The organism is Aliamphritea hakodatensis (genome assembly GCF_024347195.1).
Lineage (GTDB): Bacteria > Pseudomonadota > Gammaproteobacteria > Pseudomonadales > Balneatricaceae > Amphritea > Amphritea hakodatensis.
This window is the reverse complement of record NZ_AP025281.1, coordinates 4,791,107-4,808,542: the sequence shown is the minus strand read 5'-3', so window position 1 is coordinate 4,808,542 and position 17,436 is coordinate 4,791,107. Positions and strand designations below refer to the sequence as shown.

14 protein-coding genes are annotated in these 17,436 nt (G+C 52.7%); 9 read left to right on the top strand and 5 right to left on the bottom strand.

What is annotated here, in order from left to right; genetic code table 11:
- Nucleotides 1-17: 17 nt before the first annotated feature.
- Nucleotides 18-1,325, top strand: a complete 1,308-nt coding sequence (locus tag PCI15_RS21805; protein ID WP_271271977.1) for an ABC1 kinase family protein — start codon at nt 18-20, stop codon at nt 1,323-1,325.
- A gap of 53 nt (nt 1,326-1,378) precedes the next feature.
- Here the strand turns inward: PCI15_RS21805 and PCI15_RS21800 are convergent, their stop codons facing one another.
- Nucleotides 1,379-1,948 carry a TetR/AcrR family transcriptional regulator gene (locus tag PCI15_RS21800; RefSeq protein ID WP_271271976.1) on the bottom strand — a complete coding sequence of 190 codons (570 nt, stop codon included), beginning with the start codon at nt 1,946-1,948 and terminating at the stop codon, nt 1,379-1,381.
- A 430-nt stretch (nt 1,949-2,378) separates the two neighbouring features.
- On the opposite strand from PCI15_RS21800, the gene PCI15_RS21795 reads away from it, so the two are divergent.
- The 4 genes from PCI15_RS21795 to PCI15_RS21780 all read left to right on the top strand — a co-directional run bounded on the left by PCI15_RS21795 (nt 2,379) and on the right by PCI15_RS21780 (nt 6,008).
- Entirely contained in the window at nt 2,379-3,698 is a 1,320-nt protein-coding gene (locus PCI15_RS21795) for a ferredoxin reductase family protein (RefSeq protein ID WP_271271975.1), read from the top strand.
- The gene (locus PCI15_RS21790; protein ID WP_271271974.1) at nt 3,679-4,362 is read left to right on the top strand and encodes a response regulator; all 684 of its coding nucleotides are present in this window, start codon (nt 3,679-3,681) and stop codon (nt 4,360-4,362) included. The genes PCI15_RS21795 and PCI15_RS21790 overlap by 20 nt, the downstream gene beginning before the upstream one ends.
- The gene (locus PCI15_RS21785) at nt 4,340-5,701 is read left to right on the top strand and encodes a sensor histidine kinase (RefSeq protein WP_271271973.1); all 1,362 of its coding nucleotides are present in this window, start codon (nt 4,340-4,342) and stop codon (nt 5,699-5,701) included. The genes PCI15_RS21790 and PCI15_RS21785 overlap by 23 nt, the downstream gene beginning before the upstream one ends.
- Nucleotides 5,702-5,819: 118 nt before the next feature.
- On the top strand, nt 5,820-6,008 hold the full coding sequence (locus tag PCI15_RS21780; protein ID WP_271271972.1) for a hypothetical protein: 189 nt from the start codon (nt 5,820-5,822) through the stop codon (nt 6,006-6,008).
- 169 nt (nt 6,009-6,177) lie between these two features.
- Here PCI15_RS21780 and PCI15_RS21775 read toward each other — a convergent pair whose 3' ends face one another.
- Nucleotides 6,178-6,792: a DJ-1/PfpI family protein gene (locus tag PCI15_RS21775; protein WP_271271971.1), complete on the bottom strand. Its 615-nt coding sequence runs from the start codon at nt 6,790-6,792 to the stop codon at nt 6,178-6,180.
- A gap of 116 nt (nt 6,793-6,908) precedes the next feature.
- Here PCI15_RS21775 and PCI15_RS21770 point away from each other — a divergent pair, with 116 nt between their 5' ends.
- Nucleotides 6,909-8,243 carry an aminotransferase-like domain-containing protein gene (locus PCI15_RS21770; RefSeq protein WP_271271970.1) on the top strand — a complete coding sequence of 445 codons (1,335 nt, stop codon included), beginning with the start codon at nt 6,909-6,911 and terminating at the stop codon, nt 8,241-8,243.
- A 66-nt stretch (nt 8,244-8,309) separates the two neighbouring features.
- On the opposite strand, the gene PCI15_RS21765 is transcribed toward PCI15_RS21770, so the two are convergent.
- Nucleotides 8,310-9,224, bottom strand: coding sequence for a hypothetical protein (locus tag PCI15_RS21765; RefSeq protein ID WP_271271969.1), 915 nt, complete (start codon nt 9,222-9,224; stop codon nt 8,310-8,312).
- Nucleotides 9,225-9,910: 686 nt separating this feature from the next.
- On the opposite strand from PCI15_RS21765, the gene PCI15_RS21760 reads away from it, so the two are divergent.
- The gene (locus tag PCI15_RS21760) at nt 9,911-12,475 is read left to right on the top strand and encodes an FAD-dependent oxidoreductase (protein ID WP_271271968.1); all 2,565 of its coding nucleotides are present in this window, start codon (nt 9,911-9,913) and stop codon (nt 12,473-12,475) included.
- A 435-nt stretch (nt 12,476-12,910) separates the two neighbouring features.
- Here the strand turns inward: PCI15_RS21760 and PCI15_RS21755 are convergent, their stop codons facing one another.
- Entirely contained in the window at nt 12,911-13,660 is a 750-nt protein-coding gene (locus tag PCI15_RS21755; RefSeq protein WP_271271967.1) for an SDR family oxidoreductase, read from the bottom strand.
- A 25-nt stretch (nt 13,661-13,685) separates the two neighbouring features.
- Nucleotides 13,686-14,339 carry a histidinol-phosphatase gene (locus tag PCI15_RS21750; protein WP_271274666.1) on the bottom strand — a complete coding sequence of 218 codons (654 nt, stop codon included), beginning with the start codon at nt 14,337-14,339 and terminating at the stop codon, nt 13,686-13,688.
- Nucleotides 14,340-14,522: 183 nt separating this feature from the next.
- On the opposite strand from PCI15_RS21750, the gene rppH reads away from it, so the two are divergent.
- Both rppH and ptsP read left to right on the top strand, forming a co-directional pair.
- The gene (gene rppH, locus PCI15_RS21745) at nt 14,523-15,017 is read left to right on the top strand and encodes an RNA pyrophosphohydrolase (protein ID WP_271271966.1); all 495 of its coding nucleotides are present in this window, start codon (nt 14,523-14,525) and stop codon (nt 15,015-15,017) included.
- A gap of 129 nt (nt 15,018-15,146) precedes the next feature.
- Complete coding sequence (gene ptsP, locus PCI15_RS21740) at nt 15,147-17,429, top strand: phosphoenolpyruvate--protein phosphotransferase (protein ID WP_271271965.1); 2,283 nt, start codon at nt 15,147-15,149, stop codon at nt 17,427-17,429.
- Nucleotides 17,430-17,436: the final 7 nt, after the last annotated feature.

The window sequence follows — 17,436 nt, the reverse complement described above, 5'->3', positions numbered from 1 at the left end:
TGGAAGGGTGATTTGTTTTGGCCAGAGATAAAAAGTTACCGGCAGGCAGAACTGGTCGTATATTAAAGCTGGGCCGTCTTGTTGGAGGGATTGCTGGCGAAATGGTCTATGAAGGGGCAAGCCAACTGTTGGCAGGGAAACCGCCCAGAGTTTCAGATCTCCTGCTGACACCGGCGAATGCCAGGCATTTGACTGAAAGACTGTCTGAGATGCGCGGTGCTGCGATGAAAGTTGGTCAGTTACTTTCTATGGAAGCTGGTGATTACCTTCCTGCAGAGCTGACCGATATTCTGGCAAGGCTGCGTGAGAGTGCTTCTTCAATGCCACGGGAGCAAGTGGTAAACGTTCTGCAGAATGCCTGGGGGAAGAGGTGGGAAGATGATTTTGAACAGTTCTCTTTTACTCCGCTTGCCGCGGCATCTATAGGCCAGGTACATGAAGCCAGAAGCAAAGATGGTCAACACCTTGCCATAAAAATCCAGTATCCCGGGATTCGCGACAGTATCGACAGTGACGTTAATAATGTAGCAGGCCTTTTCAAAATTCTGCGGCTGGTGCCCAAGCATTATAATATTACACCTCTGCTGGAAGACGCTAAGCTGCAATTGCATCAGGAAGCCGATTATTTGGCTGAAGCAGGCAACATTGCAGAATATCAGCGTTACTTGGGAGATGATGTCAATTTCGAGCTTCCCGTCGTGGATCGGTCACGAAGTACCGCGCAAGTGCTAAGCATGTCATTTGTCCCGGGTGTCCCGATTGAAACGCTTGTTACCGGGCCGGATTCGGTCCGCAATCAAATAGCCACACGTCTGCTGACTCTGCTGTTAAGAGAAGTATTCGAATGGGGCTTGGTACAAACCGACGCTAATTTCAGTAATTACCGTTATCAGCCAGGTCAGGGGCGTATAGGTCTTCTTGATTTTGGAGCAACACGGCACTATCCCACAAACTTTATTGCGACACTGAATCAATTGATGAGCACTGCAAGCAGGGACGATTTTGCTGCCATTGAAACTTATGCCACAGAACTTGGTTATTTGCGCGGGGATGAAGCAAAGCTATACCGCCAGGGGGTATGCAGGATGATCTATACCGTGACTGAGCCTATGCGGGAAAAGGGGATCTTTGATTTTGGCCGTTCTGACCTGTCGCGGAGAGTTGCTGAGCAGGCAATATCTTTACGGCTGCATCAGCGTTACATGCATTTGCCGTCCAGTGATGTGCTCTTTTTGCACCGTAAATTTGCAGGTACTTACCTGCTATGTGCCCGTTTGCGTGCGCAGGTAGATATAGGTGCACTGATCGCCCCTTATATTAAGTAGCCGCTGTATTATGTGCCATCCAGGCTGTGCCTTGAGCTGTTTTTTTCAGTGAGTCAGAACTGGCCGAGTTTCTCGGCTCTTGCCAGCAGATTCAACAGCCGGGAATGGGCGTCAGACTGTTGCGGGCTGTTATCCCTGCACCAGGCGCTTAAGGTAATCAGGAAAATACCTGTCAGGATAATTTCCTCAGCCTGTCTGCGCCGTCCACCCGCCCGTAGCCCTGCCATATCACGCCACAGCTGTACCAGGCGTGAAAGATCAAAAACCATGGGGGCCCAGTGATGGATGTGTGGTGGATGCAGCTTCGATTTTAACATCTGAGCCGTCACGCTGTGATAAGGCGCGAGCGCTTCAAACCAGCGCCAGATTATGTGTTCCAGGCGGATTATGGCGGGCAGGTGATCAATGTTATCAGGTCCCGGAAACAGCATGGCTTCGAGTGCCTGTGCAAACCAGGCATCAGCTATTGCGTTGGTATCGGCAAAGTGGCTGTGAATCTCTGGTATTGACGTGTTGCAGCGGTCCGCCAGCTCCACAAGGCTGAGGTCGTACCAGTTATCCTGCGCCTGCGCCAGCTCTAGTGCTGCGTTGAGTATATGGCTGGCGTCTGACATTTTATTCATAAGATTCTGTTACCCGGCCGGATATCGTTGTTTGCCATCTTTGTGGGCAATGATCTACACCGTCTGTTTTTCCACCGGAGGTGGTTATGTATAACACCGTCCGTTTACAGTATAGGGTAGTCATTCATTTCAACGTTCTTCGCTAACTGTCTGTGGCGTGGGGTAGGGCCGTTGATCTGTAATCAGTAAGTCCCATCTGCTCTGCAACTTCCTTTTTCTGTGAGTTTTGTCGCTGCTTTCCGGGTTTCAGATGTCCGGTTTATGTTTGAATTCTGGGGTGTTGTGTCGAAAAGCAGAATGTTATTTAACTGACCGATGCGTTGGGTGTGTATGTCCTGCTGTTGCTTAACCTGACATTTTTGTAAGTTTGATGACAGCCTCTCTAAAGTTGCGCCACTTAATCTTCAGATAAACTTCTGAGGGTTAAAAGATGTTGAAACGTGCTTTATTTGTTATTGGCTTTATCGGCCTGCATCTGGGGGTGCTGTATCACAGTGTTCCCGCTGATAATCTGTTGGCTGCGCTGACGGGAAGCGTTGCTCTGAGCTGTATGGCACTGAGTGTCTGCCTGGCAGCGCGGTGGCGCTGGCTGGATAAAGTATGTGGTGGGCCGGACCGGTCTTACCGCTTGCACCGCTGGCTGGGTTACGGGGCTTTAACCGGTACGGTCATTCACTGGCCGCTGGCTGAAGAAGGCCTGGAAGGTGCGGTGCCTTTACTGGCAGATATTGCCGGAGAGACTGGTGAGTTCGCCGCAATAGCCTTGCTGAGCCTTGCTGCGGTTTCTGCGCTGAAGCTGGTGCCTTATCACTGGTGGAAGAAAAGCCATCTGTTAATGGGGCCGGTGTATCTGATCACTGTTTTCCACAGCTTATTCTCTGCCTTGCCTTTCAGTGCCGACAGTCATGCATGGCAGGCTTTGCTGGGGGTGAGTCTGGTGGGAGTGGCCGGCTGGCTGGCAACCTTATACCGACGCGCAGGAGGTGAAGTGGAGGCAAGGGTTGTTGCGCTGGATAAAACTTCAGGAAGGACAGATGTCACCCTGCGGGTGCCGGCTGATTTCAGCTGGCAGCCGGGCCAGTTTGTTAATTTGGCGGTTAAGCGGCCAGGGTTGGATGAGTATCATCCGTTCAGTTTTGCTTCTGCGCCGGGAACAGGAATAGCACGTTTCATCATTAATGCTTCAGGTGATTTTACCCGGCAGCTGAACAAAGAGATTGCGTTGGGCGACCGGGTACTGCTTAAGGAGGTTGCCGGCCGGTTTCAGCCGGCAACCGCTGAACGCCGTCAGGCCCAGGTGTGGACCGCCGCCGGGGTAGGGATTACGCCGTTTCTGGCCAGCCTTGATGCTATGTCGGCTGATGCGGGCGCTAAAATTGATCTGCTGTATTGTTGTGACGCCGTGAACGACGCGTCTGTGCTGCAGGAACTGAAAGCGCATGAGCAGCGTTTGCCGCAATTCAGCCTGCATGTGTTTACGTCGGATCAGCGTCTGAATGCCGATAGCCTGAACAGTATGCCCGATTGCTGGTGGCAGGCGGATCTGTATATCTGTGGCCCGGCTTCACTGAAGAAAATGCTGATACCGCTGTGGCAGCGGCGCGCCCCCGGGCATTCGGTATACCATGAAGATTTTGACTTCCGCAGTGCTATAAACCTACCATCGTTGCCTCACAGGTTGTTACCTGTGGGTATGCACCGGATTAGCCGATATATAAAAGGGCAGATAAATGCGTATTCTCGTACTTGAAGATGATTCCGAACTGGGCAACTGGATTCAGACCGGTCTTACGGATGCCGGTCATGTGGTTGACTGGCTGGAAGATGGTCGCCATGCGCTGGCAGCAGTAACAACACAAGAGTATGACGTGGTACTTCTCGACAGAATGACGCCGGGGCTGGATGGTCTGTCGGTGCTGAAGGCGATGCGTGCCGCCAAGAATAATGTGCCGGTACTGATACTGTCGGCGCTGGGGGATGTGGAGTGCAGAGTTCAGGGGCTGGATGCGGGCAGCGATGATTATCTGGCCAAACCGTTTGCCTTTACGGAATTGTTAGCGCGTATTAATGCGCTGGGCCGCCGCTCTCAGACCGGAGCTCAGGAGATTGTGCAGATGCTGACTGCAGGGGATCTGGAGCTCGATTTACTGAAGCGTCAGTGTACCCGGCAGGGCAGGAATATTGAGCTGAATACCAAAGAGTTTTTGCTGCTTGAAATTTTACTGCGTAATCCCGGGCGGATTCAGACCAAGGCAATGCTTCTGGAAAAGGTCTGGGATTTGCGTTTTGATCCAACCACCAGTGTTGTGGAAACCCATATCAGCCGGCTGCGCGCCAAGGTTGATAAACCTTTTGATGAAACTCTGATCAGGACAGTCCGGGGGGCCGGTTATGTTGTTGACCTTACCCGTTAACCTGAATGCGTTACGCCGTCTGAAAAAAATGACGGCGTTGCGTCAGGCGGCCTTCCTGACGCTGGTGTTTCTGGCCGTGCTGATGATTGCCGGCTGGTTCAGTGCACAGTGGATAAGCCGGGAGCTGGACAGTGGCATCAATGATGAACTGAAACTGCGGCATGAGGCACTTTCCCGGCAATTAAAAGACCAGCCGTCACCGGGCAATCTGTTACCTAACAGCTCAGTGATGTTCGCCAGTTTTACCGATGCCCGTCAGCAGGTTTTTGGCGACAATTCAAAGAAACTATACCGCCGTGCCGGGGTGTCTGAAATTGAGTTTGAGGATACCCACTCCGATGAAGAAAGCCGCTGGCGTATCTATAACGCCCCTGCCGCCGGAGGTCAGTTGGTGGTCGCGATCAATCTGGATCACCGCTATGACGTGTTAGAACGTATCGGGCAGTCTTATCTTGTTGTCAGTATTATTGTCAGTGTCGTCACGCTGGTGGTGGGGCTGATGATCGGCCTGTATAACCAGCGCCGTTATAGCCGGATCAGCCAGACGCTGGATACCATTGCCGCGGGTGATCTTTCTGCCCGGATCAATCAGACGAAAGCCCGGGATGACCTGGATCTGGTGGCACAGCGTATTGATCTGACCACGGTCCGGCTGGAAAGTCTGGTTAAACAGACGCAGGATCTTTCAGCGAATATAGCCCATGATCTGAAGACGCCTATGGCGCGTTTACGGGCGCGGCTTGAATCGGCGCTGATCAGCCCGGACGCAGAAGATAATGCCGTGACGCTCGAGGCTGCACTCGAGCAGATAGATAAAATGATCGCGACTTTTGAAGCGATTTTACGGATCGCCTATCTGAATTCCGGGGAATACCGGGCACGTTTTCAGCCGTTGCCACTGGCGGACATTGTGCGTGAAACCGCTGATATATACAGCCCGGTGGTAGAGGATTCAGGGCGGCAGCTTATTCTGGATGTGAAGGGGCATACAGCGGTGCTGTGCTCCCGTGAACTGTTGATTCAGTTGCTGGCAAACCTCATTGAGAATGCGATCCGCCATACCCCGCCGGACAGTGTTATCTGGCTTACCTGTCATGGCAGAGTGCTGACAATCGAAGATAACGGCCCCGGTATACCTGAGCATGAAAGAACACGGGTGCTGGAACCGATGTACCGGCTTGAAAAAAGCCGCAGTACCTCGGGCAGTGGGCTGGGGTTGTCTCTGGTCAGTACCATATCTCAGTTGCATCAGGCAAAGTTAGTACTCACTGATACTGGGGTGGATAAGAGTCCGCAAGGGCTTAAAATTCAGCTGGCATTTCCGGTCGCTGAGCCGTGATAAACGGAAAGTTTACAAAAATGTAAACTTCGTGGCAGGTAAGCGTCAGTTTGCAGTTACATACTGGCTTCATCGAAAGGGAATTACCCGACGAGTTAACTGCAAACTGGAGACCTGTATGAAAACTGTTAACAAGATTCTGGTTATGATTGCCTCACTGATTATTGGCAGTCTGGCGCTGGTGGGATTTGCCACTTTAGGACTGGCGGTTGTCGGTGCGGCATTTGCCGGCATGATAGCCCTGTCACTGGTGGTGGCCTGGAAAGCACGCCGTTCGCAACCCATCGTGGCGACCTATCATAGCTAAGCGGAGTCTTTCAGGGATGGACTGAACATATAACGGATCCCTGCTACTGCAAACCTTCCCGGTGCTTTCTTCCCCTTTAAGCAACCGGCAAGGTTTGTTTTCGTTATGGGCGTGCGGATGTTTCTTCCCGCTCCCGGCGCAAAGTCTGATTATCTTTCTTGCGCGGACATCACACGTCAGTGTTGTCCGGTAAATAGTTCACAATGTTGTTCATTGCCCTTTGCACGTACGCTTCTTTCTCACCGACCGGGGCAACGTAATGCATCGCTTCTTTTGCTGCTTCAGTTCCCTGTAACCGGGCAATCAGCCAGAAAGCCAGATATTGTGATGCCAGACATCCGCCGGCGGTGGCGATACTGTCCTGTGCAAAAAATGCCTGATTGAGCACCTCAACCCCGGCTTCCTGCACCCAGGGTTTGGTGGTCAGGTCTGTGCAGGCGGGAATATTGCTGAGTAAACCCAGTCTGGCAAGTATCAGCGCGCCGGAACATTGTGCGCCGATGAGCTGGCGAGACGGGTCCAGCTGCAATTGCGACATGATTTCAGGGTCCTGAATAATGTCGCGGGTCTTCATACCGCTGCCGACAATCACTGCGTCTGCCTGACTTGCTTCGCTGAGAGATATGTGGCGGTGCATGGTGACCCCATTCATGGATGTCACCTGTGCAGTGGGGGCTGCAATGGTGACCCGCCAGCCGGGTGTCTGAATCCGGTTAAGAATGCCCAGCGCAATCAGTGAATCAAGTTCATTAAATGCATCGAAGCTGAGAATTGAAATATGCATGAGGCGTCTGTCCTTTTTTGTTCTGTGTGGGTATTGCAGCGCTGTAATAACTTGAGAGGCCTCAGTGTATTGCTTAGTATCATGACAATAAAATTATTGTCATGGATACATTGTTGATGTCCGCATCCCGTTATAAACAGCTGGTGGATCAGTTTGCTGCCCGGATACATTCCGGACAGCTGGAGCCCGGCACCCGCTTGCCGACGCATCGTCAACTGGCGAAAGATAACAACATGGCTTTGGTGACGGCCTCAAGGGTGTATGCCGAGCTTGAGAAAATGGGCTTGGTGAGCGGCGAAACGGGACGTGGCACCTTTGTTCGGGATATCTCGGTGCCGGCCGGGCACGGTGTCGATCAGCAGCCGGTTGCCGACGGCGTGCTGGATCTGAATTTTAATTCACCGTCACTGCCAAGCCAGACCCGGCTGCTGCGCAACAGCTTAAGAGATTTGAGCTTGGCGGGAGATCTGGAAGCTTTGCTGCATTATCAGCCCCATGCCGGACGATGGCATGAACGGGCCATCGTGGCGGAATTTCTCAAGTGCCGGGGAGTGCAGGCAGAAACGGAGCAGGTGTTGATTGTCAGCGGTGCTCAGCACGGGCTGGCCTGTACGGTCATGGGATTGCTGAATCCGGGGGATGTGGTAGCAGCCGATGCGCTGATTTATCCGGGCTTTAAAGTGGTGTCGGAAACGCACCGCCTTGAGCTGACCCCGCTGGCGCTGGGCCGTCGCAGCCCTGATCTGGATGCACTGGAGGCCGTGTGTCAGCAGCGAAAGGTGCGGGCGGTGTATAGCATGCCAACCCTGCACAACCCGATGGGATGGGTGCTGGACCTGGCATGGCGGCAGCGTCTGGTGAGGATTGCCCGCCAGTATGATTTGCTGATCATTGAAGATGCTGCCTATGCCTTGCATGTTGAAGATGCGCCGCCACCTCTGGCGTCTCTGGCGCCGGAGCGGACCGTGTATGTTTCCGGGCTGTCAAAAAGTGTCGCGACCGGGTTACGTTTTGGATTTGTGGTGGCCCCCCCGCAAAAAGTGGCAGCGATTGAGCGGGTTATCAGAGCCACCACCTGGAACACGCCGGCGCTGGTTACCCGGATGGCCTGTCAGTGGATTACGGATGGTACCGTGGCGCAGCTGGAGGCGGAGAAGCGCAGCGATGCGATGCAGCGGCAACAGATTGCCAGGCAGATATTGCAGGGCGTTGATTATATCAGTCATCCCGCCTCGTATCTGATCTGGCTGCCTCTGCCGGAAGAGGCCCGCGCTGATCAGATTGTAACTGAACTGCTGGCGGTCAATATATCGGTGTCCACTGCTGAGCCGTATGCAACCACTGAGCATGTGCCTCATGCATTGCGCCTGGCGCTGGGGTCTGTGGCGCTGGAAGATTTACCGCAGGCGCTGCAAAGGGTAAGGGATGTGGTGAGTCTGTATATCTACTGAGCGGGCCCGCGTGCCTGTCAGTGTTATCAGCAATGTGCCATTAAAGGGCGTGATCAGCGCAATCGGTCACCGCGTTTTGAGTCGCAGTGTTTCCTGCATGGTTTTTTTACGGACTTTCCAGATCCGGGAATCAACAATGTAGTGGTGAAAGTTGATGGTCTGGTAAATAACGGCAGCCAGAGGCAGGTCAGCCAGCATCAGGGTCTGATGGCTGATGATGACGGCTATCAGGCCATAAACCAGTGTGCTGAGTGCCAGGCAGACGAAGAAGTAGCGCAGAAAATTCCCCGGTTGGCTGATGGTCGACAGAAAGACGGCCTTGTTATCAATGCCCTGTTTATAACGGTTCACGTTAAATAACCAGACAAACAATACATACTGGGCGTTATGCCAGACGTTGATAACCAGCCAGCCAAAGGTTATGTCTTCGATCAGCCGGTAGCCCACCAGAAAGATGATGTAGTGGGATAGCATGTAGTAAGTATGGGCCACGGCTAACTGACCTTTTTGCCAGGCACGGAACTGGCTGTAGCCCCAGAACAGTACCGAAGCCGCAGCGCACAGGCCTGCCAGATCAACTAACAGTTCAGTAACCGGGATGACCTGTAATTCAACGAAAAGAAACGTGTCAGGCGCCTGCCAGGACCGGTAAAGAATGCCCCACAGGGGAACCAGATAAAACGATAGCCGGGCGAACAGCGGGTTGTCTGTCACTAATCCGCCGGAGCGGCCCCGGTAGGCCTGACTGATGCCCCAGCTCTGACGGGTGTAATGAAACCATTGCCAGTAAAGATAGATAGTCGTGATAATCCACAAACCAAATGTCCAGGCCAGCAAGAAGGTGACGGAAAAGACAATCACCGGCGGGCCAAACAGGAAAAAGCGGTGTTCCCGTGCGCTGTTCCGGTCAAATGCCAGCCGGGTGTAGGTAGCGATCACATGGTGGTAGCCAAGCAGCCATAAATCGGCGATCAGAATCACCGGGAACAGTTCAGGCCTGAGGATGACGCATACCCCTGAGAGCAGGGCAATCAGGGCGACGCCACCAATAAAGGTGTGATCAAATTTAGCATTCCGAAACCAGCCGGGTGGATTATCGCTTCTGAAGCGCCGGGTTGTGCATAGTCATATCCTCCTGAAGCCGGTTCTGTTACTGCGGGTTACCATCTGTGAAGGTTCCCGGGGGGGTAAGAACCTTCACAGTGGCCATGCACTACAAAATAGGTGATGAAGGTCTGCTGGGGGTAGAACTATCTTGTCAAAACACTAGGACTATTTTGGCAGGCGGAATTTACGGGTCGGTTATTTTCAGTCTTTGGCCGCCGGGCGGGTCGTATTCAGTGTAGGTCCGTTGATCGACAGAAAAATAGCCGGTGACTTATGCCTTAATCATCCTGTTTGTGGCTGAGGCAGTGTTTTGACAGGTTATTTACTGAACAGTGAGCGTGAAAAAGGCGCAGCCTTATACGTGATTCAGTTTTGAAATAACAGCCCCGGAGTCAAAGTCCGACATGTTGACGTAAAAGGATGGCGTGAATGGATAAGTTGTCGCTTACGCTATAAATTAACATCTCACCTAATCAGTATGTTGAATACCTACTGAGGTATCCCATAACAATTATTAGTCTTGCTGTTCGCGAAGCTGACAGCTTGGAGGCGTAATCTACATGTCTAAATTTCCGAGTAAAGCCAAGGTCGTTATCATCGGCCAGGGCGGTATTGTTGGCGCGTCAGTCGTCCACCACCTGATTGAGCGTGGCTGGGACGATATCGTTGGTATTGATAAGTCTGCCATCCCAACAGACATCGGCTCTACTGCTCACGCATCTGACTTCTGTTTCAACACAGCTCACGATCAGATGACTATGTTCACAACGAAATACTCTATCGACTTCTATGAGGCGATGGGCCGTTATGAGCGTATCGGTGGTATTGAGGTTGCGCGTAATGGCGATACTGAGCGTATGGATGAACTGAAGCGCCGTGTAACATCCGGTAAAGCTTTCGGTAACAACGTTCGCATGATGAGCACGGCTGAAGCCAAAGAAAAATTCCCGCTGTTGGAAGAAGATGTAATTCAGGGTGCGTTGTGGGATCCGGATGCAGGTCTGGTTGTGCCACGTTCTCAGACTGTTGCCGGTGAACTGGTAGAAGCGGCTGAGAAAACCGGCAAGCTGACGACGTTTGCAAACACATCCTGTACCGGTCTGAAAATTGAAGATGGCCGCATTAAAGGTGTAGAAACCGAGCGCGGTTATATCGAAGCTGAGCACGTTGTTGTATGTGCGGGCCTGTGGGGCCGGCTGATCGCAGAAATGGCGGGCGAAGATCTGCCAGTTATGCCTGTTGACCACCCGCTGACATTCTTCAAGCCGTTTAACGAGTTTGAAAACACGGGTAAAGAAATCGGTTACCCATTGCTGCGTGACCAGGGTAACTCTGCTTACCTGCGTGATACCGGTGACCCGAAGAGCGCCGAAGGCGGTCAGCTGGAATGGGGTTATTACGAAGAGAAAGAGCCGCGCATGTGTCACCCACGTGACATTCTAGAAAAAGAAGAAGCGCGTCTGTCTCCTTCACAGCGTGACCTGGAACTGGAAGAAGTTATCGAGCCGCTTGAAAAGGCGATGGAACTGACGCCTATTCTGGCTGAACTGGGTTACGATGAGAAATACTCTTTCAATGGCCTGTTGCAGGTAACGGCGGATGGCGGTCCTTCGATCGGTGAATCTTCTAACGTCCGTGGCCTGTGGTACGGTGTTTCCGTATGGGTTAAAGACGGTCCGGGTACCGGTAAAGTTATCGCTGACTGGATGACTGATGGCCGTACTGAATTCGACCACAGCAGCATCGACGTTGCACGTGCGTACCCGTTCCAGTGTGAAGAGCAGTACATCCACGACCGTTGCTACGAGTCTGCATTCAAGATTTATAACCCACCTGTTCACAACCGTGAGCCTTACACCGCTGCCCGTGGTAAATTCCGCAGCCCGTTCTGGGAGCGTGAAAATGAGCTGGGCGGTTACTTCATGGAAATCGTTGGTTGGGAGCGTGCGCATGGTTACGCGAGCAACGAGCATCTGTTAGAAGAATACGGCGACCGTATTCCGGTACGTGAAGCTGAGTGGGATAGCCGTCACTTCTTCCGCGTATCTAACGCTGAGCATCTGAAGATGTCTGAAGATGTAGGCATGATTAACCTGTCTCACTTCGCGATCATCGATGTTACCGGTCCGGATGCTGAGAAGCTGATGGAATACACCTGTGTCGCTAAAGTAGGTGGCGATACCCCGATTGGTAAGGGTGTATACACACACTTCCTGGATGCTGTAGGTGGCGTACGTGCCGACCTGACAGTATTGCGTCTGGGTGAGCAGCACTACCGTGTTATTGATGGTGGTGATGCTGGTCACCGTGACCTGGTATGGCTGAAGCGTATGGCTCAGGATATGGGCTTCAATGCTGAGGTGACTAACGAAACTCAGAACTACGGTTGTCTGGGTGTATGGGGCCCTAACGCCCGTACAGTTCTGGAAAAAGTAGTTGATGATCCTGCGTCTATCAGCACTGAAAACTACCCGTTCGCAGCAGTTAAAGACATCAAGATCGGTGGCGTTGACTATACCTTCTTCCGTATTTCTTACGTAGGTGAGCAGGGCTGGGAGATCCACTTCAAGATGGAAGATGGTCTGGCGCTGTGGGATGCGGTATACGCGCAGGGTGTAACCCCTGTCGGTATCGAGACTTACGCGAACAGCCGTCGTCTTGAGAAGAGTCTGCGTCTGCAGAACGCTGATATCCTGACTGAATACAACCTGCTGGAAGTTGACTTGGCCCGTCCTAAGGTTAAGGCTGCGGAATTCTTCGGTAAGGATGCACTGCTGGCTCAGCGTGAGCGTGAGCATCAGCCGGCGTACCTGTGTACACTGACAATGAACGACAACATCGATTCTGCCGGTGTTGCCCGTTATCCGGTCGGTAACTGCCCGATTCTGGATCCTGCGACAGGTGAGGCGCTGATCGACTCTGAAGGTCGTCGCTCTTACACTACCAGTATTGTGTATGGTCCAAGCATTGGTAAGAACATTGCGCTGGGTTACCTGCCATACGAGTATTGCGAAAAAGGCCGTGAGCTGGAAATCGAATACTTCGGTGATAACTATAAGGTAACTGTTGAAGCTGTAGGTTACGGTGCACTGTACGATCCGGAGAACGGCAAGCCACGTTCTTAATCGTCAGCTGTACTAATCAAAAAGCCGGTATCTCAGGATACCGGCTTTTTTGTTTGTACTTTGGAGTGACAGCGCTGGAAATCGCGCTTACTTTCGGCAGTGATAACTATAAGGTAACTGTTGAAGCTGTAGGTTACGGTGCTCTGTACGATCCGGAGAACGGCAAGCCACGTTCTTAATTGTCAGTTTGACTGAAAAAGCCGGTATCTTTGGATGCCGGCTTTTTTATTTGTGCATTGCATTGGGGAAGAGAGCTGGAAATCGCGCTTACTTTCGGCAGTGATAACTATAAGGTAACTGTTGAAGCTGTAGGCTACGGTGCGCTGTACGATCCGGAGAACGGCAAGCCGCGTTCTTAATTGTCAGTTTGACTGAAAAAAGCCGGTATCTTTGGATGCCGGCTTTTTTGTTGATGGCTGGTGGTGCTAAGCCGGATTACTTTCCACCGGCAAGGTCGATGAAGCTTCCTGTGGTGTAGGAGGCTTTATCAGAGAGCAGCCAGGCGATGGCCTCTGCTACCTCTTCCGGTTGTCCGCCCCGTTGCATGGGTATTGCCGGTTTTAAGCGTTCAATGCGTGCGGGTTCGCCGCCGTCGCGGTGCATATCGGTATAAATAAAACCGGGCCGCACACCGTTCACCCGGATGCCTTCTGCGGCCAGTTCGGTTGCCAGTCCTGTGGTCAGAGTATCAATCGCGCCCTTGGAGGCGGCGTAGTCGATGTATTCGCCGGGGGAGCCCGTGCGGGCGGCAACAGAGGATACATTCACGATGGCGCCGCCTTTTCCGCCGTGAGCAGCAGACATGCGTGCAATGGCTTCCCTGCAGCACAGGAAGTAGCTGGTGACATTGGTTGTGAGGATTTCATTAATGCGGGCGGCGTTCATATCCTGCAGGCGCATTTGCGGTTTGAGGATGCCGGCATTGTTGACCAGATGAGTCAGAGGCCCAAAGGTATCGTCAATGGTGCGGAACATCTCAGTCACCTGCTGCTCCTGGCTGACATCGGCCTGCAGCAGCAAAGTGTTACAGCCCTGCTGACGCAGCTCTGTACTGAGCTGTTCGGCGCACTGGGTTTGCCGGAGGTAATTCAGACAAACATTGTAGTTCTGGCTGGCCAGCAGGCGGGCAGTTGCCGCGCCAATGCCGCGGCTCGCCCCAGTGATCAAAACTGTTTTTTCTGACATGGGGCGCTCCTTTGTATCGGTGAAATCAGCGCAGACTGATGATTTCCCAGTGGTTGGCTTCGGCGGTTGCAGTCAGGGTTTCATCAGCATCAACAGCCACCGGGTGATCAACCAGCTTCAGTAATGGCAGGTCGTTATTTGAGTCGCTGTAAAAATAGCTGCCTTCCAGCGTGTGAGGGTTATCTTTCAGCCAGCTGTTCAGGCGGGTAACTTTACCGGCCTGGAAGCAGGGGGTGCCAGCTACCTTGCCCGTATAGCGGCCGTCGATCATTTCCGGATCGGTGGCAATGATTTCGTCCACACCCAGCTCTGCAGCGATAGGGCCTGTGACGAAACGGTTGGTAGCAGTAATGATCAGCGTGTAATCGCCCTGATCCTTATGTTTCTGAAGCAGGGCAGCCGCTTTAGGTAGCATCATGGTGGCGACTTTTTCAGTCATGAACTGCTGATGCAGGCTTTGCAGCTGTTCAGGTTCCAGTGCTGCCAGAGGCTTCAGCGCAAATTCCAGAAACTCTTCAATATCCAGCGTGCCGGCGACGTACTGATCAAAGAAATAGTCGTTAGCCTGACGGTAGGCGTCTGTATCAACGATACCTTTTTCGCACAGGAATTCCCCCCATGCGTGATCGCTGTCGCCGTTTAACAGGGTGTTATCAAGATCAAAAATTGCCAGTGCCACGCTACTGTTCTCCTGAAATGCGGCAGGCATTACGGAACCTGCCGTCTGAAATTGCTTCTAAAGGCGCTAGCATAGTGACTTGGCACGATCCTCGCAAATGATCCTTGCTGCTGGCGGCTTTGCGGTTTGCGCCAGCGCGCGGAATTATGGAACAATAGGGCAAAAGATTTATAAGGAATTACCGTGATTGATTCAGACGGGTTCAGACCGAATGTCGGTATCATTCTGGCAAACTCGATGGGTCAGGTACTTTGGGCAAGACGAATTGGACAAGATGCATGGCAGTTCCCCCAGGGGGGGATTGATCGCTCAGAAACACCTGAGCAGGCGATGTACCGGGAACTCAAAGAAGAGATCGGGTTGTCGCCGGAAGATGTTGAAATTGTTGCGGTGACCCGTGGTTGGCTAAGGTACAGACTACCCAAGAGAATGATTCGGCACCACTCACATCCGGTGTGTGTCGGCCAGAAACAAAAATGGTTTTTACTGCGGATGCTGAGTGAAGACAGCGCTGTCAGTATCAATGAAACAGCGACGCCTGAATTTGATGGCTGGCGCTGGGTTAGCTACTGGTATCCGCTGGGACAGGTAGTGGCCTTTAAGCGTGATGTCTATCGTAAGGCAATGCGCGAACTGTCTCCTAAGCTGACCCGGTTAGTACTGGACGGTTGGCTGTAACTTATCAGCAGAGGATATACATGAAAGGGTGTGGTGCCGGTCGTCCGGTGTCATGCTGGCCGGGCCGGTCTCTGATAATGTCCGGCCTGAGCGGTATTGAATAATAACAACGCCTGGGAGAGCGAAAGCATGCTAGAAGCACTGCGGAAAATAGTACAAGAAGTTAACTCGGCACCGGATCTTGAGTCTGTTTTACGGGTTATCGTTCGACGCGTACAGCGTGCAGTGCGTACTGATGTTTGCTCTATCTATCTGCTTGATCCGGCCACTCAGCGTTTCATTCTGAAGGCGACCCAGGGGCTCAATAAGAAGTCTGTGGGGCAGGCCAGTCTTTCCCGTTCTGAGGGCATTGTCGGGTTAGTCGGTGAGCGGGCTGAACCCATTAACCTCGAAGATGCGTCCAAACACCGGGCTTACAGCTATATTCAGGAAACCGGTGAAGAGAAGTTTCACGCCTTTCTGGGGGTGCCGATTATCCATCACCGTGAGCTGCTGGGGGTATTAGTGGTTCAGCAGGAAGCTATCCGTCGCTTTGATGAGACTGAAGAAGCTTTCATGGTGACTATGTCCGCTCAGCTGGCCGGTGTGATTGCTCATGCCGAAGCGACCGGCTCCATCGGTAAGCTGAATGACGTAAAGAATAAAGGCAAAACTGACCGTAAGTTTGAAGGTGTGTCCGGCTGTGTAGGTGTGGCCATTGGTCAGGCTGTTGTGATGACACCGCTGGCGGACCTGAGCGGTGTGCCGGACCGGCAGGCCAAAGATATTGAGCTGGAAAAAGAAAAGTTCCAGGGGGCGCTGGCGTCAGTCCGCAAAGATATCAAGAAGGTTGCCCGCAGCTTATCCAAACGGTTGCGTTCAGAGGAGCGGGAGCTGTTTGATGTCTACCTGCGGATGCTCGATGACAATGCGCTGGCTGGCGAAGTGGTTACGCAGATTGAAAACGGTAACTGGGCGCAGGGTGCATTACGTAAAGTGGTTGAGGAGCATGTCCGTCAGTTTTCTTTGATGGAAGATCCTTACCTGCGTGAACGGGCCAGTGATATCCGGGATCTTGGTCGCCGGATTCTGACCTGGTTGCAGTCTTCCGCTCCCTCTCTGGCGGAAATTGATTTTCCGGAAAACGCTATTCTGGTCGCCGATGAGCTGACACCTGCCATGTTGGGAGAAGTGCCGACTGATAAGCTGGTGGGCTTATTGTCGGTAAACGGTTCCGGTAATTCCCATGCGGCCATTCTGGCCCGCTCAATGGGCATTCCGACAGTGATGGGGGCGGTGGATCTGCCTTATACCCGTATTGAAGGTATGCAGATCATTCTGGATGGCTTCTCCGGGCGGGTATTTGTTAATCCGTCGGATGATCTGTTGAAGTGCTACCAGGACATTATTGACGAAGAACGTCAGGTTAATGCGGATCTGGAAGGCCTCAAGGAGTTACCGGCAGAAACCAAAGACGGTTACCGGATGCCCTTGTGGGTGAATACCGGTCTGGTGACGGATGTTGCCCGCTCCCTTGACCGGGGGGCAGAAGGTATCGGCCTGTACCGGACAGAAATTCCGTTCATGATCCGTGACTTTTTCCCCAGTGAGCAGGATCAGACCGAGACTTACCGGCGTCAGCTGGAGGCCTTTGCGCCCCGGCCGGTGACAATGCGGACACTGGATGTAGGTGGGGATAAGCCCCTGCCGTACTTCCCGATAGAAGAAGAGAACCCGTTTCTGGGTTGGCGGGGGATCCGTATTACGCTGGATCATCCGGAAATTTTTCTGGTACAGATCCGGGCTATGCTGAGGGCTGCTGAGGGGCTGGATAACCTGCGTATTATGTTGCCGATGGTAACCAGTGTTCATGAGGTGGATGAGGCGAAGTCCCTGATCAGCCAGGCCGTTAACGAGCTGCGTGAAGAAGGGGTTACGGTGGCTCAACCACAGATTGGCGTGATGGTCGAGGTGCCTGCAGCGGTGTATCAGGTGCGGCGTTTTGCCCGGCGGGTAGATTTTATTTCAGTGGGGTCTAATGATTTAACCCAGTACCTGTTGGCGGTCGACCGGAATAACCCACGGGTGGCTAACCTGTATATGTCTTATCACCCGGCGGTATTGCGGGCGTTACAGTTTATCGTTCAGGAAGCGCACAAAGAAGACGTAGCGGTCAGTATTTGTGGTGAAATGGCTGCTGACCCTGGCGGAGCCGTGCTGCTGATGGCCATGGGGTACGATGTGCTGTCGATGAATGCGACGAATCTCCCACGGGTAAAATATACCATCCGGCATGTGACGATCGAGCAGGCCAGCGGCTTGTTATCCACCATTCTGTCGATGGATGATGCCGATAAAATTCACCTGCTGATTCGCGATACTCTGAAAAAGTGGGGGCTGGGGCAGTTTACCCGGCCGACGATTCCCGACTGATATGTAT

Bases quoted from the DNA above. Each gene is read 5' to 3' on its own strand.
- PCI15_RS21780 (WP_271271972.1), top strand. From the start codon at position 5,820: ATGAAAACTGTTAACAAGATTCTGGTTATGATTGCCTCACTGATTATT.
- PCI15_RS21795 (WP_271271975.1), top strand. From the start codon at position 2,379: ATGTTGAAACGTGCTTTATTTGTTATTGGCTTTATCGGCCTGCATCTG.
- ptsP (WP_271271965.1), top strand. From the start codon at position 15,147: ATGCTAGAAGCACTGCGGAAAATAGTACAAGAAGTTAACTCGGCACCG.
- PCI15_RS21785 (WP_271271973.1), top strand. From the start codon at position 4,340: ATGTTGTTGACCTTACCCGTTAACCTGAATGCGTTACGCCGTCTGAAA.
- PCI15_RS21775 (WP_271271971.1), bottom strand. From the start codon at position 6,792: ATGCATATTTCAATTCTCAGCTTCGATGCATTTAATGAACTTGATTCA.
- PCI15_RS21770 (WP_271271970.1), top strand. From the start codon at position 6,909: ATGTCCGCATCCCGTTATAAACAGCTGGTGGATCAGTTTGCTGCCCGG.
- PCI15_RS21760 (WP_271271968.1), top strand. From the start codon at position 9,911: ATGTCTAAATTTCCGAGTAAAGCCAAGGTCGTTATCATCGGCCAGGGC.
- PCI15_RS21800 (WP_271271976.1), bottom strand. From the start codon at position 1,948: ATGAATAAAATGTCAGACGCCAGCCATATACTCAACGCAGCACTAGAG.
- PCI15_RS21790 (WP_271271974.1), top strand. From the start codon at position 3,679: ATGCGTATTCTCGTACTTGAAGATGATTCCGAACTGGGCAACTGGATT.
- PCI15_RS21755 (WP_271271967.1), bottom strand. From the start codon at position 13,660: ATGTCAGAAAAAACAGTTTTGATCACTGGGGCGAGCCGCGGCATTGGC.